Here is a 14,924-nt window from a genome sequence, read left to right as displayed (position 1 = left end):
GCTCAATACCGTCGAGCGCTACTGCCACAATTAGCCTCAAATCTGTTCAAGGTTTGTTTGAGTATAGGCAGCTCGGGCCGGTACGCAAGTTGCGATTGTCACAGCGAGCTTGTGTGACGCACCTTTCCCGCTGTAAGTGAATGATCTGACGGGAATTTTCCAAACGCGTTCAGTACTAACCCGCATCTGCAGGTTGAACCTGAATTCGAACCTTTGGCGTTGTCGCAGACACGTTGTTTCCACGGAGTCGCACCCATGAGTTCCCCGAATCGCCGCTCCCTCGAAGTTGATTTTTTCCGGGGGCTCGTGCTGCTTGTCATTGCCGTTGACCACATTTCGGGAAGCGTCCTGTCGCGCTTCACGCTGCACAGCTATGCATTCTGCGATTCCGCTGAGGTATTTGTATTTTTGGGCGGCTATGCATCGGCGGCGGCTTATACATCGATTGAATCGAACCGCAGCCATTCGGCCGCGCTCCGGCGCTTCTTGAAGCGGAGCTGGGAGATCTATCGTGCATATCTGTTCACCGCGGTCATGATGCTATTAGGCGGCGCGCTGCTGATGTGGATGCGCATTGACACCCCCATGCTGCAAATCACCGAATGGCCGGCTTTCCTTGCCCGGCCGCTCAGCCTTTCCTTCGATATCGCCACGTTGCGGCATCAGCCGTATTTGTCGTCGGTGCTGCCGATGTACGCCATGTTCGCGCTCGCCGTGCCGTTCGTCGTGCCGCTTGCGGAGAAAAAGCCCGTTGTCGTGCTGTTCGGCAGTCTGGGCATGTGGCTGTTCGCGTCGTCGCTTGCGCAGTGGCTGCCTTCAGCCTACGCCGAGGGCTGGTCGTTCAACCCGTTCGCTTGGCAATTGATGTTCGTGCTGGGCCTGCTTTCGCGGGTTCAGCCGATCAGCGCCGAATTCCACAACTCGAAAACGGCGCGTTGGCTGACGCGCGCCGCGATCGTGGTGTTCCTGACGTTCGCATTCGCCAAGCTGTTCCTTGAGACGCAAGCGCCGCCGGGATACATGAAGCAGAACCTCGCGACGCTGCGCATCGTGAGTTTTGTGGTGGTTGCGTGGCTGTTCGCGCAGGCCGTGCACGCAGGGTGGATTCGATCGCTCGCGCAGGCTTTGCCGAGCGTGGTGAACGTCGGCAAGCAGGGGCTCGTGTGCTTTATTGCCGGCGCTTGCATGTCGCTGGTCATTGATTCCGCGTTGCGCGTTGTATCGCTCGGATCGTACCAATGGATGGCCGGGCTGACCGGCGACGCCATTGCTATCGGCACGCTGATCTGGCTCGCGGCATTCTGGCGCGACCGGAAGGCCGCCCAGCTTAGCCGCGTGCCCAAACATCCCGCCGTGCCGGCGCATGCAACCAACCGGCGGGATCGATAAAACGTCGAAGCAGCGTCAGAGCTTGATCCCGCGCGTCTCACGCATGCACAGGACGCCGATCAAGCTGAGTGCGGCCGCCGCGGAAACGTAACCGCCAACCCACGTCAGCCCGCCGCGATTCGCCAGCAATTGCGCGATATACGGCGCCACCGACGCACCCAGAATCCCGCCGAGGTTGTACGCCACGCCCGCCCCGGTGTAGCGCACGTTGGTCGGGAACAGCTCGGGCAAGAGCGCGCCCATCGGGGCAAACGTCACGCCCATCAAAAATAGCTCGATGGTCAGGAACAGCGCGACTGCGAACGTGTTGCCGCTGCCAAGCAAGGGCGCCATGGTGAACCCGGAAAGGATCGCGGCAATGCAACCGACGATCAGGACCGGCCGACGGCCGAATTTGTCGCTTGCGAGCGCCGAAAGCGGCGTGGCGATCGCCATGAAGATCACCGCGAAGCACAACAGGCCCAGGAATTTCTCGCGCGTGAAATGCAGCGTCGAGACGCCGTACGACAGCGAAAAAACCGTCGAGATGTAGAAGAGCGTGTAGCAGACGATCATCGCAATGGCACCAAGCAGCGTCGGCCCAAGATAGCGGCTGAGCAGCGTCGCAACAGGCATGCGCACGCGTTCGTGCTTTTCCATGGCCGCGCGAAACGCCGGCGTTTCCGCGATTTTCAGGCGCACGTAGAGTCCAAGCCCCACCAGCACGGCGCTGACAATGAACGGCACGCGCCAGCCCCAACTGCGGAATTGTTCGTCGGTGAGAGACAGCGCCAGGCCGAAGAACAAGCCGTTCGATGCCAGGAACCCCACCGACGGCCCCAGTTGCGGGAACATCCCGAACCAGCCGCGTTTGTTTTGCGGGGCGTATTCGGTCGCGAGCAGCGCCGCACCGCCCCATTCGCCGCCGAGGCCAATGCCTTGCCCGAAACGCAGGATGCACAGCAGCACGGGCGCGAGGCTGCCAATGGACGCATATCCCGGCACGAAGCCGATCAGCGTCGTGGAAACGCCCATCACCAGTAGCGATGCAACCAGCGTCGATTTTCGTCCGATCCGGTCGCCGAAATGGCCGAACACGAACGAACCGATCGGGCGCGCGATAAACGCAATGCCGAACGTGACGAACGCCGACAACGCCTGCGCGGCGGGCGAACTATGCGGAAAAAAGACCGGGCCGATCACGAGCGCGGCGGCGGTAGCGTAGACGTAGAAGTCGTAAAACTCGATCGCCGTACCTATAAAACTCGCGAAAATGACGCGGGAACTGCTCATTTTGGCATCGCTGGCGGGCGATGCAGGCAGTGAGGATGAAGCTGACGACATGGCGTCTCCGTTTTGCCCATCGCGCGCGATTCTCAACCGCGCCGCGGGACATTTTATTAAGGCAAACAATGCAGGCAGACTGCGTCGAACGGCGCGCGGGTGCGGCGTGGTATCGAGCGGGCGGGGCGCATTGCACAGGCGCTGGATGGGCGGCGGCAATGGCGTGACCGGCATGGCCGGCCAACCGGTGTAACGGGGGTATCGAAAATTATAACGACCGTGCGTGGCGACGGGCAAGGAAGTGTTTCCCGAAGTGCAATGAAAGTTCCCTCAGTCGATGGTCGTTGCCTGCGGCGAATGCGCGCTCCTTAGCTGGAACTGGCCGTTGTCGTTGAAAAGCCAGCCTTCGAAGAGGTCGAGGTGGCCGTTGCCATCGAGCAGGCGAGTGGGCGGTGCGGGCAACGGCGAGGCCCGGCGCAGCGAGGCGAGGGCAGTGGCTTCGGCTTCGTCGTCCCCATTCGTCCTATACACCGACGAGCGGATCACACGCCCGTTGCGATCCACGGTGTAGGCGACCACGACAAGCGAGCGCAGCATGGCTTGCGGCGTGCCCTTGAGCACCAGCGACGGATTGTGCTCGAAGATATGTTGTGCGACGCGCACCTTGTATTGATCGAGCGTCGCGCCCGCGACCGCCGCGGCGGGCTTGGGCGTTTCGAGCGCGCTGGGCGGCGGGGTGATCGTGCAGGCAGCAAGAGTCGCGAGGAGCGCGATGCTGCGTCCAATGTGTGCCTGTTTGAAGCGGTAGGTCATGATCGGCGAAGCTCCGCAGAAATCGCTGCATCCAGGCTCGACGATACGCGCCGGGACCACGTCTTGCTGCCCCATTTTGCATACCCACAGCATCTCAATGCAAGGAGAGGACCATGAGCAGCGATCCGACCGATCTGAACAATCCGCAACCGGCTGAACACAGCGACAACGAGGCGAGCAAGATGCCCGATCGCGACGACGACCAGCGCAAGCAGGCGCCAAGCGATCAGCCTGGAAAGAAACCCGGTGAAGGTGAGCCGGACGTAGGTTGACGAAGGACCCGATACCTCAGCCCGGCGCAGCCTTCTTGCTGCGCCGGCGGGGTTTGGGCTCGACACCGATCCGTTCATCGCGCGCCAGCACTAGCGCCGTCATTCTCTTCACGATGTCCTCGAACGCCGGATCATCCTGCGATACATAAAGCCACTTCCCGAGCACCGGATGCGGCTGCAACGCCGGCATTTCACTGATGAGCGCAGTGTGGCGATCCTGCGACGTGCACACCAGCAAACCATTCCACGGTTCGTCGCGATCGCCGGCAACCAGGCATAACAATCCATCCAGGTAAGCGGCGTCGAGGCCGAACATCCGTTTGCTGAGGTAGGCCGGGTCACGCTCGAATGCCTCGAAGATCCAGGCGAGCGAGTTGTTGATAGCGGAGGGCATCGATTTCAAATCCCATTGTGCAAGGCGTATTTAAACCCGGTCCCTCGCGGTTTCGCTGAAAAGCCATTCGCGGAACGCGACGAGCCTGAGTAGTGCCGCGCATTCCTTCCGGTAGACCACGAAATACGCGAGCGATGACGGCAGCGTGATCTCGGGAAACAAGCGGATCAAGCGGCCGGAATTCAGATCATCGCGCGCGAGAACGCTGCGTGCCAACGCCACGCCGTGACCATCGACGGCAGCCTGCAACACTGCCGCGGAATTGTTGATCTTCAGGCCGGCGCGGCTCGCGACGACTTTCACCCCTGCGTTGTCGAGCCACGTATCCCACGTGACGAAGCCGGATTGCCGGTCGACGGAAAGATCATCGATCAATGTCAGTCCGGCGAGATCGGCAGGGCCACGCAACCCGGAATGGCGCTCAAGGAATTCACGCGAACAAACCGGAAAGACCTCCTCGTCCATCAGCTTTTCCGCTTGCAGCCCCGGCCAATGGCCGGCGCCATAACGCACTCCGATATCGATACCCTGACTCGCGAAGTCCATGAGTTTGAGACTAGTGTCGAGACGTACATCGGTTTCCGGCCACGCAGTCTGGAACCGGTCTATACGCGGTAGAAGCCATTTCGCCGCGAACGCCGGGCTGACAGTGACGGTAAGTACGCCTCCGGTCGACGCTTCCTTGAGCCGCGCAAGCCCGAGGTTCAGCCGGTCGAAGCCTGCACGGATGTCGGGCAGCGCCCGAATTGCGATGTCCGTCGGTATCAGACGCGCCCGCCCGCCGCCGCTTCGATGAAATAGTGGGAAGGCCAGCCACTCTTCGAGGCTTCGAACAAGTTGTCCGACAGCCGCCGGGGTGACATTCAGTTCCGCTGCTGCCGCCGAAAAGCTTTGGTGGCGCGCACTCACTTCGAATGCACGCAACGCGTTCAAGAAAATTGGCGTTGTCATACGGTAAAGTTTTTCTTTTAGGAACAGACAGAATAACTGATTTGCGATTGCGTACGCGCGAGCCAACAATACTCTCCATCAAGGAAGCAGGGAGCGGATCGTTCCTTCACTTGGCTGAACTTTTCAGGAGTATCGGAATGCATAGTTTTTCTTCTAAAGTGGCGATTGTTACGGGCGGCGGATCGGGGATTGGCAAGGAGGTCGCAGCACGCCTCGTGCAAGCCGGGGCAAGTGTAGTTATTGGCGGGCGTGATGAGGCCAAGCTCAAGCAAGCGGCAGAGCAAATTGATCCGACCGGCGCCCAGGTTCGCACGTTCGCCGGTGACATTGCAGCGCCAGCAACAGCCGCTGGCCTCGTGAATCTCGCGACTCAAGCCTTTGGCGGCGTCGATATCCTGATCAACAATGCTGGCGTGTTTGCGCCTAAGCCGTTTCTCGACGTGACGGAATCTGAATACGACTGGTTCATCGATACGATCCTCAAAGGCAAGTTCTTCATGGCCCAGGCCGCGGCGCGCGCCATGAAGCTGCGCGGTGGTGGCGCCATCGTTCAGACCGGCTCGCTCTGGGCGTTGCAGGCGATCGGCGCAACGCCTTCAGCGGCGTATTCGGCGGCGAACGCGGGCGTGCATGCGTTGACGCGGAATCTGGCGATCGAACTGGCGTCGTCGAACATTCGCATCAATACCGTAGCGCCGGCGGTCGTCGAGACGCCTGTCTACAACACGTTCATGACCGACGATCAGGTCAAGGCGACGTTGCCTGCGTTCAACGCGTTTCATCCGCTCGGGCGCAACGGGCAGCCGGCGGATATCGCCGAGGCAATCCTTTTCCTTGCATCGCAAAATGCATCGTGGATTACCGGTACCGTGCTGCCCGTCGATGGCGGCGTCATGGCCGGCCGTCAGGCCTGAACCGGGGATTCCGTGACGACGCGGTATCCCGCGATTAAACGCAAAAGGTGCGCTGACCCCTCATTCCCGCTCTTCCGCCGATAAAACGATCGGCGCCTTCGTTCCCGCCTCGCCCGATGTCTCGCGCTGCCAGATCGCCTTGTAAAGCCGCTCGAGATCGCGCGTGAATTGCGCGGTATTGAAGAGCGGAAGCGTTTCACGGCGCTGGATCAACTGAGTGCTCAGCGCGGCGAGCCGTTCCGGATCGGAAGCGAGTGACAGCGCAACATTGAAATAGGTCTCGTCGTCTTCCGTCACCAGTTCGCCAAGCCCGGCGGCCCGCAGCAGGCTCGCGCCCACGCGGCTGGCGAACAATGCACCGCTGCGCGTGACCATGGGCACACCCGCCCACAATGCGTCGCTACCCGTGGTGTGGGAGTTGCACGGAAAAGTGTCGAGCGCGATGTCCGCCAGCGCGAGGCGCGCAAGATGCGCCGGCTGTTTCAGGCGATCAGCAAAAATCAACCGTGACGCATCGATACCCCTGGCCGTTGCCTCTTTACGCAGATTGTCGATGACATCGGGCACGGGCGGTTCGAGAAGCCATAGCACGCTGCCCGGCACCGCCGCGAGCAGACGGCACCAAACCGAGAACATCGTGGGCCCGAACTTGAACGTCTGATTGAAACTGCAGAATACGATACCGGTTTCCGGCAAGCCCGCTTCGGCACGGGTGGGCTGCGGGCCGGATTCGCGGCGGTGGTCATTCGGCTGATAGCAATACGGCATCAGCGCGAGTGTTTCGCTGAAATGATCGGCATGGGCCGGTGGCGTGACGACCGGATCGCCTATTAGGTAATCCGCCAGCCCGGAATGCCCTAGCGAGCCGGGATAGCCAAGCCAATTGAGCGTAACAGGCGCCGGGCGCCGCGCCGAGATGCCAAGCCGGGTGCCAGTCGTGAAACCCTTGAGATCGACCAGAAGTTGAATACCGTCGGCCGCGATCTGCGTGGCGGCCTCTGCGTCGGTCGCGGCGGCGATGTCATGAAAGGTCGCCGGCATGTTGGCGATGCGCGAGGTAAAAGCGTCGTCGCGGGATGGCCCGTACGAATACAAATGCACGTCCACACACGATTGATCGTGCAACTCGAGTACGCCGGCCAGCAAGTGCATCGTCGCGTGATCGTAAAAATCCGATGACAGGTAACCAATTTTCAGCCGTGACCCGTCGGCTTCGCGGGGCGTCGCCGCAGACGCGCCTTGCGCATTCAATTCCCGGCCCCAACGGCTCAATGCAAAAAGACGACCCGCTTCGCGATGGACCGCAGGCGGCATGGATGGAATGCCAAGCAGTTCCCATGTCCCCGGATTGGCAAACCGCGCCGACTCGACCAGTTCGATGGCGGCGGCATCGATCTCATCCAGTCCATCCCACGACGCCGCCTGTCGCATGACGTGCTGAACGGAGTCCCATCGGCCAGCCTGCCTGTACGCGGCTTCTGCATCGTCCAGCCGGTTCAGTGAGTCCAGCAGGTCGGCATAGGTCGACCAGATCGCACCGGTTTCCGGCTCGATTGCGAGCGCCTGGCGAAAGCTGGTTTCGCTTTCGTGAGGACGGCCAGTCTCGCGCAACAAGATGCCCAGGTTCCGGTGAGCCAGGCAATAACGGGGATCGGTGGCGAGCGCTCGCCGATAGTTCAATTCCGCGCCCGCTCGGTCCTGCATGCGGTCCAGGATCGTTCCAAGGTTGTTGTATACGCGCGCGGCCTGAGGCTCAAGCGCAATGCCGGCTTGGTAAGCATCGCGCGCTTGTGCATCTTTGCCCTGGGAGGCCAGGGCAAGACCGAGGTTGATGAAATAGGTCGGGTTCCGGTTGATAGCGACCGCTTTCCTGAGGCATTGCTCAGCTTCCGGAAAACGCTTCTGCTCGATGCGCGTGATGCCGAGGAGGTGGATCGCCTCGGCGTTGCGCGGGTCGCGTTTGAGCAACTGCTGGATCAAGGTTTCCGCCTTGATCAACGAGCCCGATTGAAGCGCAACGGTGCTGGCCTGAAGCATGGCGCCGACGGTGGGACGGCCTGCAGTACGCGACCCGGAAATGTTTCTGGTTGCTGACATTGATCGATTACGTGAAACAACGCCTCGCTCTGCCGTGCGGGGCTTGCCGACAATCAACGAGTCTGCGGGAGCGTATCAGCAGGCCGGCCACACTTACAACTTCGGCGGCTTCCTCTGAAACGGTCCTGAAGAGCGTTGATATAACCGGGACAGGCGTGAACGCGCCTGCTTCGGCGCTCGTATCTCGATCGACGCCATCACATGGCCGTTGCCGGTCTACAAAAAATGACGAGTCAGATGCAACGGAGCAACAGGACAGGATAGGCCGCGAGCATTCAGCAGAGATTTCGGCCGCATGACGGGCCTGTTGGTGCGCAGAAAAAACAAAACCCCGTAATTCATTGAATTTACGGGGTCTCTTGTTCATTCTGGCGGAAGCGGTGAGATTCGAACTCACGGACGAGTCACCCCGTCGCTAGTTTTCAAGACTAGTGCCTTAAACCACTCGGCCACGCTTCCACGTTTCACACATCACAACCAAAGCAACTGCCGGAACAGCGCACCTTTCCGGCAAGGCGCGTATTGTAGCGCAACTTCGCCGGCTGTTTAAGCCTTCGGAAGCGCGTCATCCGTCCAGCGATTTCGTCGCCCGCAAAGCAGGAAACAGGCGCATCCAGAGCAGGGCCACAACGATCGTCCCGGCTCCGCCGATCAACACCGCGGGCACCGCGCCGAACAAGCCCGCAGTCATGCCCGATTCAAACTCGCCAAGCTGATTCGATGTCCCGATAAACAACGAATTGATCGCGTTGACGCGGCCACGCATATCGTCGGGCGTTTGCAACTGGACGAGCGAATTGCGCACGACCACGCTGATCACATCAGACGCACCCAGCGCGCCGAGCGCGAGCATCGAAACGATGATGTTGCGCGATAAACCGAACACGATCGTTGCAATGCCAAACGCAATTACGCCTCCGAACATTGCGGTTCCCGCGCGTTGCCGCAAGGGGAAGTGCGCCAGATAAATCGATCCCGCCAAGGCACCGACGGCCGGCGCCGCGCGCAAGACGCCGAGCGCCCAGGGTCCGGCCTGCAGCACATCGCGGGCGAACACGGGCAACAAGGCCGTCGCGCCGCCGAGCAGCACCGCAAACAGATCGAGCGACAACGCGCCGAGAATCACCGGTTTGCGTCGAATGAATGCGATACCCGAGAACAGCGACTCGAACGAAAGCGGCGTTTTCATACGAACCGCTTTTTCGATTTTTATCAGTGAAAGCAGCAGCGCCGCGCCCACGAACGCCACCGATACCGCCCCGTACACCACGAGCGCGCCGAGCCCGTAGAGCAGGCCGCCCATCGCGGGGCCGAGGATTTGTGCGGTCTGGTTCGCAGACGTGGACCACGCGGTTGCGTACTGCAACTGGGCGCGCGGAATGAGGTTGGGCAAGAGCGCTGACATCGACGGCGATTCAAACGCCCGGGCCGAACCGGCAACTGCAGCGATCACATAGATCAGTTCCTGACTCGTCACCCCACGCCACGTGGCGATACACAAGGTCAACGCCGCCACGCCCTCGATCGCCTGGCAGATGAACGCGATCGTGCGCCGGTCGTACCGGTCGGCCACATGACCGACCACGAGCGTGAGCATGAACATGGGCAGGAACTGCGCGAGGCCGACCAGCCCGAGCGCGAACGCGCTGTGCGTGATCGAATAAATCTGCCAGCCGATGGCGACCGACATCATCTGGAACGCCACCGATGACATGACCCGCGCGCTCCAGAAGAGCGCAAAGGGCCGGTGACGCATCACTGAATTGGGCGGTACGGCAGGAGAGGAGGCGCTCAATTAACGGTTGTCCTTGGTCGTCTTCGAGTCAGGGTTCTTGAGGAACAGCGCCTGCAGGTCGTTGAGAAAATCCTGGCCGCGCTGCGTGGGCGCAATGGTGTCGATATCGCGCGTGATCAGGCCGCGCTTCTCGGCTTCGATCAACGCGGGTTCGATCGCGGACATGGCAAGGCCGGTGCGTTCGTTAAACGAATGCACCGGAAATCCTTCGACGAGCCGCAGCGTGTTGAGCATGAATTCGAACGGCAGATCGCGCGGACCGACTTCGTTTTCTTCCTGCACGGCCGCGCCTGCGAGCGCTTCGTCCATGTACGTGCCTGGATGTTTGTATCGGACCTGCCGCACGATCTTTTGCGGGAACGACAACTTGGTATGCGCGCCCGCGCCAATTCCCAGATAGTCGCCGAAGCGCCAGTAATTCAGGTTGTGCCGGCTCTTTTTGTTCGGCTTCGCATACGCCGACACCTCGTAGCGCTCGTACCCCGCCGATGCCGTGCGCTCGTGAATCCAGTCCTGCATGTCGGCGGATTCGTCGTCGTCGGGAACGGGCGGCGGGTATTTCGCGAACAGGGTGTTCGGTTCGAGCGTCAGGTGATACAGCGACAAATGCGGCGGCGCGAAACTGATTGCGGTTTCTATGTCGGCACGGCATTCGTCCAGCGTTTGCTTCGGCAGCGCGAACATCAGGTCGAGGTTGAAGTTATCGAAGTTCTTCGCGGCGATTTCCACGGCCTGGCGCGCTTGCGTCGCATCGTGAATCCGTCCGAGCGCCTTCAAATGCGCTTCGTTGAAGCTCTGGATTCCTATCGATAACCGGTTCACGCCGCTCGCCCTGAACTGCGCAAACTTCGCCGCTTCGAAAGTACCGGGATTCGCTTCGAGCGTGATCTCGGCATCGGCGTCGAGGGGCAGCAACGCGCGGGCGTCGGAAAGCAGACGGTCCAGCCCCTTCGCCGACAACAAGCTGGGCGTGCCCCCGCCGATGAAAATTGAATGGACCTGCCGGCCCCAGACCATCGGCAATGCTTGTTCCAGATCGGCGCGCAATGCATCGAGATAACGGTCTTCCGGAAACGTCTGTCCCTTCCACTCATGCGAATTGAAGTCGCAGTACGGACACTTTTTGACGCACCAAGGGAAATGCACGTACAGCGACAACGGCGGCAGCGACGTCAGCCGGATACTGCCCGGCGACGTGAACGCCTTGACGACGTTGATCGTTTGGGGACCGGCGCTCACGAGACGTCCTTCAACCGGCCGAGCAGATGCCGAAGCGCGATTGCCCGGTGGCTGCTGGCGTTCTTGACTGCGGGATCGAGTTCACCGGCCGTTTTTCCAAGCGATGGCACGAAGAAATGGGCATCGTAGCCAAAGCCGTTTGCGCCGCGCGGAGCATCCACCACTTCGCCATGCCAGCGGCCTTCCGCAATCAGCGGTTCTGGATCGTCGGCATGACGAACCAGCACGAGCACGGAGAAAAAATACGCGCGACGATCGGTTTCATTCGCCAGATCCGCGACAAGCCGCGCGTTGTTCGCGGCGTCGCTTTTTTCGCCGCCGTTGAGCAATTGCGCGTATCGCGCGGAATAGACACCGGGCGCGCCGCGCAACGCGTGAACGCAGAGACCGGAGTCATCGGCGAGAGCGGGAAGTCCCGTCGCCTTCGATGCATGCCGCGCCTTCGCCAGCGCGTTCTCGACGAACGTCACGTGCGGTTCCTCGGCCTCGGATACACCGAGTTCGCCTTGCGTCACCAGATCGATGCCGGCGCTCGCGAGCAAGGCCGCAAACTCGCGCAACTTGCCGGCGTTGTTCGACGCCAGCACGACCCGTTTGAATACAGGATCAGACACTGAGCAGCTCCAGGGCGACTTTCTGCTTCGCAATCAACGTTTCAATGCCGCTTTGCGCCAGATCCAGCAATGAATTCATTTCCGAGCGCGTGAACGGCACGCCTTCGGCTGTTCCCTGAACCTCGACAAAACCGCCGGCGCCCGTCATCACGACGTTCATGTCGGTATCGCACTGGGAATCTTCGTCGTAGTCCAGGTCGAGAACCGGCTGGCCGTTGTACACGCCAACCGAGATCGCGGCGACGAATTCGTTGATGGGCGATTCTGCGATCTTCCCGGCTGCAATCAGCTTGGTGACGGCATCATGGGCCGCGACGAACGCGCCCGTGATGCTTGCCGTGCGCGTGCCGCCATCGGCCTGGATCACATCGCAATCGATATGCAGCGTCCGCGCGCCGAGTTTGTTCAGATCGAACACGGAACGCAGCGCGCGCCCGATCAGCCGCTGGATTTCCTGCGTGCGTCCGGTCTGTTTGCCGCGCGCGGCTTCGCGATCGTTACGTGTGTTCGTCGCGCGCGGCAGCATGCCGTATTCGGCGGTGAGCCAGCCCTGATCGCGGCCGCGCAGGAATTCGGGCACGCGCTCGGAAATGCTTGCGGTGCAGATCACCTTGGTATCGCCGAATTCGACGAGGACCGAACCTTCCGCGTGCTTCGTGTAATGACGCGTGATGCGCACGTCGCGCAACTGGTTCGCCCGGCGGCCGCTGGGGCGTGAAGTCGGGGCGGGCGAGGTCAGCGGAGAATCTGTCATGGAGGCGATCAAGTGAAAAAGCAGTAAGGGAGGGCGGTGCTGAAAGTCGCCAGAAAGCGGCAGCGAGCGACGAACACAGCGAAGGAACGCCGGGCCGGAAAAACAAATTTTATCCGCAATCCGGGTGAGCGTCCGGCTGCGTATGAAGCCGACGCACGCGTTTCCCCGGGCTTTCAAGGGCAGTAACGGCAAAAATGGGATAATGCCAGCTTCCCCGCCCGGCCAACCATGCATGCCATTCGCGCAGCTTCACGCCGGGCGTACTGAAGTGAACCAGCCGTGCGGCGCATGCAGTGAAGGCGCCGGTGCACACGGTCTTCAACAACGGACGCGATAATGATCTACAGCATGACAGGCTATGCGAGCGCCACGCGCGAGGTAGCGTCGGACGGCGCGGGCGCAAATGGCTCGGGCGTGGGAGTATCGGTGGAATTGCGCACGGTGAATTCGCGCTTTCTCGACATGAACTTCCGCATGCCGGAAGACGTTCGCGTATGCGAGCCGCAGTTGCGCGAAATGCTGATGAACAAGCTCTCGCGCGGCAAGGTCGATATCCGCATCAACCTGAATCGCGCCGAGCAAACGACCATTTCCGGCGCGCTCAACCGCGATGCGCTGTCCCAACTGGCCGCGCTGGAGCGCTCGGTTCTCGACGTTTTCCCCGATTCCGAACGCATGCGCACCGGTGAAATCCTGCGCTGGCCCGGTATTTTGTCGGAAAGCGGTGTTTCGGCAGAAACCTTGCGCAACGCGGTGCTGGCGTGCGGCAAGCAGGCGATTGCCGAACTTATCGATGTCCGCGCCCGCGAAGGCGCCGCGCTCAGCGCCGTGTTGATCGCGAATGTGACGGAAATGGAAGCGATCGTCGCGCGCATCACGCCGCTCGTGCCGGAACTGATCACGAAGCATCAGCAGAAGATCGTGGAACGTCTGCAGATTGCGCTCGGCATTACCGCACCGGAAGGAACGACGCAAACCAGCATTCCGCGCGAAGAGATCGCCGAACGGATTCGCCAGGAAGTGACCATGTACGGCATCCGTATCGATATCAACGAAGAATTGCAGCGCCTCACCGCGCATCTGACGGAAACGCGTCACGTGCTGCAAAAGGGCGGCAAGGTGGGCAAGCGGCTCGACTTCATGATGCAGGAACTCAATCGCGAAGCGAACACGCTCGGCTCGAAGGCGGCAGCAAAAGAACTCGCAGATGCATCGATGACGCTCAAGCTGCTCATCGAACAGATGCGCGAGCAAGTGCAGAATCTGGAGTAACGGCACATGAACGACGCTCAACGCAACACCTACGCCGGCGTTTATCCGGGCAACCTGTTCATGGTCGTGGCGCCGTCGGGCGCGGGCAAATCCACGCTGGTGAACGCGCTGCTCGCGCAGGATCCGGCAATCCGCCTGTCCGTCTCGTACACCACGCGCGACCCGCGTCCCGGCGAGGAAAACGGCGTGCAATACCATTTCGCTTCCGTCGATGATTTCATGGCGCGGCACGACGCCGGTGAATTCCTCGAAAGCGCGGAAGTGCACGGCAACTACTATGCAACGTCGCGCGTATGGATTGAAGCGCAGATGAAAAGCGGCCATGACGTGCTGCTCGAAATCGACTGGCAAGGCGCGCAACAGGTCAAGAAACGCTTTCGCAACGCGGTGGAAATTTTCATCCTGCCGCCCTCGCTCGATGCGCTGGAAGAGCGCTTGAAGAAGCGCGGGCAGGATTCGCCGAACGTTATCGTGCGCCGTTTGCTTGCTGCCGGCAGCGAGATGGCGCACGCGCCCGAAGCGCAATATGTGCTGATCAACGAGAACTTCGATAAGGCGCTGACCGAATTGCGCTGTCTCGTTGCCGCGACACGTCTGCGCTTTGGTTCGCAATATGCACGTCATACGCAGTTATTCGTCGAGTTGGGCATACACTCGCCGCACGCCGAGTGAGCGGGCTTTCCGGTCACATAAGGTAGAATGAAGAACATATCGAGAAGGAATCAACCATGGCCCGCATCACTGTCGAAGACTGTCTGAAAATGATCCCCAATCGCTTCGAGCTCGCGCTCGCAGCAACGTACCGCGCGCGCCAGCTCGCTCAGGGCCACACGCCGAAGATCGAAAGCCGCGACAAGCCGACCGTTGTAGCGCTGCGTGAAATCGCGGCGGGCCAGGTCGGTGTGGAAATGCTCAAGAAGGTTCCGGTTTAAGTTTCAACCGGGTTATCGGCACGAGCGATTTCGAATCAACGCGCATCTTTGCTAAAGCGTCAGCTAACCACGGAGGCGACCATGAATCCTGTTCCATCGTCCGTCTCTGTGGATACGCACCACGACGCGCTCAGTGTCGATTCGCGTCGTGACGCCCAGGTTGAGCTGAACACTGAAAACCACGCGCACGATCACGACCAGGACGGAGATTCTCCGTCGGCGGCG

15 protein-coding genes and 1 tRNA gene are annotated in these 14,924 nt (G+C 60.9%); 6 read left to right on the top strand and 10 right to left on the bottom strand.

Annotated features, from left to right (window positions below; translation table 11 throughout):
- Positions 1-255 precede the first annotated feature (255 nt).
- Positions 256-1,389 (top strand): OpgC domain-containing protein, encoded by a 1,134-nt coding sequence (locus ACFFAR_RS09330; protein ID WP_174365056.1) that lies wholly within the window; start codon positions 256-258, stop codon positions 1,387-1,389.
- A 15-nt stretch (positions 1,390-1,404) separates the two neighbouring features.
- On the opposite strand, the gene ACFFAR_RS09325 is transcribed toward ACFFAR_RS09330, so the two are convergent.
- Both ACFFAR_RS09325 and ACFFAR_RS09320 read right to left on the bottom strand, forming a co-directional pair.
- Entirely contained in the window at positions 1,405-2,661 is a 1,257-nt protein-coding gene (locus ACFFAR_RS09325) for an MFS transporter (protein WP_305954609.1), read from the bottom strand.
- A gap of 321 nt (positions 2,662-2,982) precedes the next feature.
- Positions 2,983-3,465: an energy transducer TonB gene (locus ACFFAR_RS09320; protein ID WP_375507797.1), complete on the bottom strand. Its 483-nt coding sequence runs from the start codon at positions 3,463-3,465 to the stop codon at positions 2,983-2,985.
- Positions 3,466-3,578: 113 nt separating this feature from the next.
- On the opposite strand from ACFFAR_RS09320, the gene ACFFAR_RS09315 reads away from it, so the two are divergent.
- Positions 3,579-3,737 carry a hypothetical protein gene (locus ACFFAR_RS09315; protein ID WP_162916033.1) on the top strand — a complete coding sequence of 53 codons (159 nt, stop codon included), beginning with the start codon at positions 3,579-3,581 and terminating at the stop codon, positions 3,735-3,737.
- 16 nt (positions 3,738-3,753) lie between these two features.
- On the opposite strand, the gene ACFFAR_RS09310 is transcribed toward ACFFAR_RS09315, so the two are convergent.
- Together ACFFAR_RS09310 and gcvA are read right to left on the bottom strand one after the other, a co-directional pair.
- Positions 3,754-4,131, bottom strand: a complete 378-nt coding sequence (locus ACFFAR_RS09310; protein ID WP_062169542.1) for a hypothetical protein — start codon at positions 4,129-4,131, stop codon at positions 3,754-3,756.
- 30 nt (positions 4,132-4,161) lie between these two features.
- Positions 4,162-5,082, bottom strand: coding sequence for a transcriptional regulator GcvA (gcvA, locus tag ACFFAR_RS09305; RefSeq protein WP_174362834.1), 921 nt, complete (start codon positions 5,080-5,082; stop codon positions 4,162-4,164).
- A gap of 137 nt (positions 5,083-5,219) precedes the next feature.
- Here gcvA and ACFFAR_RS09300 point away from each other — a divergent pair, with 137 nt between their 5' ends.
- Positions 5,220-5,996 carry an SDR family NAD(P)-dependent oxidoreductase gene (locus tag ACFFAR_RS09300; RefSeq protein ID WP_062169545.1) on the top strand — a complete coding sequence of 259 codons (777 nt, stop codon included), beginning with the start codon at positions 5,220-5,222 and terminating at the stop codon, positions 5,994-5,996.
- Between the two features lie 60 nt (positions 5,997-6,056).
- On the opposite strand, the gene ACFFAR_RS09295 is transcribed toward ACFFAR_RS09300, so the two are convergent.
- The 6 genes from ACFFAR_RS09295 to rph all read right to left on the bottom strand — a co-directional run bounded on the left by ACFFAR_RS09295 (position 6,057) and on the right by rph (position 12,480).
- Positions 6,057-8,093 (bottom strand): tetratricopeptide repeat protein, encoded by a 2,037-nt coding sequence (locus ACFFAR_RS09295; RefSeq protein ID WP_375507796.1) that lies wholly within the window; start codon positions 8,091-8,093, stop codon positions 6,057-6,059.
- Positions 8,094-8,462: 369 nt separating this feature from the next.
- A tRNA-Ser gene (locus ACFFAR_RS09290) sits at positions 8,463-8,552 on the bottom strand.
- A 106-nt stretch (positions 8,553-8,658) separates the two neighbouring features.
- Positions 8,659-9,849 (bottom strand): MFS transporter, encoded by a 1,191-nt coding sequence (locus tag ACFFAR_RS09285; protein WP_075359627.1) that lies wholly within the window; start codon positions 9,847-9,849, stop codon positions 8,659-8,661.
- A 39-nt stretch (positions 9,850-9,888) separates the two neighbouring features.
- Complete coding sequence (gene hemW / locus ACFFAR_RS09280; RefSeq protein ID WP_062169555.1) at positions 9,889-11,127, bottom strand: radical SAM family heme chaperone HemW; 1,239 nt, start codon at positions 11,125-11,127, stop codon at positions 9,889-9,891.
- Entirely contained in the window at positions 11,124-11,741 is a 618-nt protein-coding gene (rdgB, locus tag ACFFAR_RS09275) for an RdgB/HAM1 family non-canonical purine NTP pyrophosphatase (RefSeq protein WP_231941316.1), read from the bottom strand. The genes hemW and rdgB overlap by 4 nt, the downstream gene beginning before the upstream one ends.
- The gene (gene rph, locus ACFFAR_RS09270) at positions 11,734-12,480 is read right to left on the bottom strand and encodes a ribonuclease PH (protein WP_269465467.1); all 747 of its coding nucleotides are present in this window, start codon (positions 12,478-12,480) and stop codon (positions 11,734-11,736) included. The genes rdgB and rph overlap by 8 nt, the downstream gene beginning before the upstream one ends.
- A gap of 351 nt (positions 12,481-12,831) precedes the next feature.
- Here rph and ACFFAR_RS09265 point away from each other — a divergent pair, with 351 nt between their 5' ends.
- Genes ACFFAR_RS09265 through rpoZ form a run of 3 tightly spaced genes read left to right on the top strand, consistent with a single transcriptional unit; the run spans position 12,832 to position 14,699 of the window.
- Complete coding sequence (locus tag ACFFAR_RS09265; RefSeq protein WP_174362832.1) at positions 12,832-13,767, top strand: YicC/YloC family endoribonuclease; 936 nt, start codon at positions 12,832-12,834, stop codon at positions 13,765-13,767.
- A gap of 6 nt (positions 13,768-13,773) precedes the next feature.
- Complete coding sequence (gmk, locus tag ACFFAR_RS09260; RefSeq protein WP_061998847.1) at positions 13,774-14,439, top strand: guanylate kinase; 666 nt, start codon at positions 13,774-13,776, stop codon at positions 14,437-14,439.
- A 56-nt stretch (positions 14,440-14,495) separates the two neighbouring features.
- A complete protein-coding gene (rpoZ, locus tag ACFFAR_RS09255) occupies positions 14,496-14,699 on the top strand; it encodes a DNA-directed RNA polymerase subunit omega (protein ID WP_031359151.1) in 204 nt (67 codons plus the stop codon).
- Positions 14,700-14,924: the final 225 nt, after the last annotated feature.

The sequence above is a fragment of the uncultured Caballeronia sp. genome, from assembly GCF_964243625.1.
Classification (GTDB): Bacteria; Pseudomonadota; Gammaproteobacteria; order Burkholderiales; family Burkholderiaceae; genus Caballeronia.
The sequence above is the reverse complement of the archived record's forward strand: the minus strand, read 5'-3'. Positions and strand labels throughout refer to the sequence as shown.

Bases quoted from the DNA above. Each gene is read 5' to 3' on its own strand.
- ACFFAR_RS09295 (WP_375507796.1), bottom strand. From the start codon at position 8,093: ATGTCAGCAACCAGAAACATTTCCGGGTCGCGTACTGCAGGCCGTCCC.
- ACFFAR_RS09330 (WP_174365056.1), top strand. From the start codon at position 256: ATGAGTTCCCCGAATCGCCGCTCCCTCGAAGTTGATTTTTTCCGGGGG.
- ACFFAR_RS09320 (WP_375507797.1), bottom strand. From the start codon at position 3,465: ATGACCTACCGCTTCAAACAGGCACACATTGGACGCAGCATCGCGCTC.
- ACFFAR_RS09285 (WP_075359627.1), bottom strand. From the start codon at position 9,849: ATGCGTCACCGGCCCTTTGCGCTCTTCTGGAGCGCGCGGGTCATGTCA.
- ACFFAR_RS09315 (WP_162916033.1), top strand. From the start codon at position 3,579: ATGAGCAGCGATCCGACCGATCTGAACAATCCGCAACCGGCTGAACAC.
- ACFFAR_RS09300 (WP_062169545.1), top strand. From the start codon at position 5,220: ATGCATAGTTTTTCTTCTAAAGTGGCGATTGTTACGGGCGGCGGATCG.
- rpoZ (WP_031359151.1), top strand. From the start codon at position 14,496: ATGGCCCGCATCACTGTCGAAGACTGTCTGAAAATGATCCCCAATCGC.
- gcvA (WP_174362834.1), bottom strand. From the start codon at position 5,082: ATGACAACGCCAATTTTCTTGAACGCGTTGCGTGCATTCGAAGTGAGT.
- gmk (WP_061998847.1), top strand. From the start codon at position 13,774: ATGAACGACGCTCAACGCAACACCTACGCCGGCGTTTATCCGGGCAAC.
- ACFFAR_RS09325 (WP_305954609.1), bottom strand. From the start codon at position 2,661: ATGAGCAGTTCCCGCGTCATTTTCGCGAGTTTTATAGGTACGGCGATC.
- ACFFAR_RS09310 (WP_062169542.1), bottom strand. From the start codon at position 4,131: ATGCCCTCCGCTATCAACAACTCGCTCGCCTGGATCTTCGAGGCATTC.
- ACFFAR_RS09265 (WP_174362832.1), top strand. From the start codon at position 12,832: ATGATCTACAGCATGACAGGCTATGCGAGCGCCACGCGCGAGGTAGCG.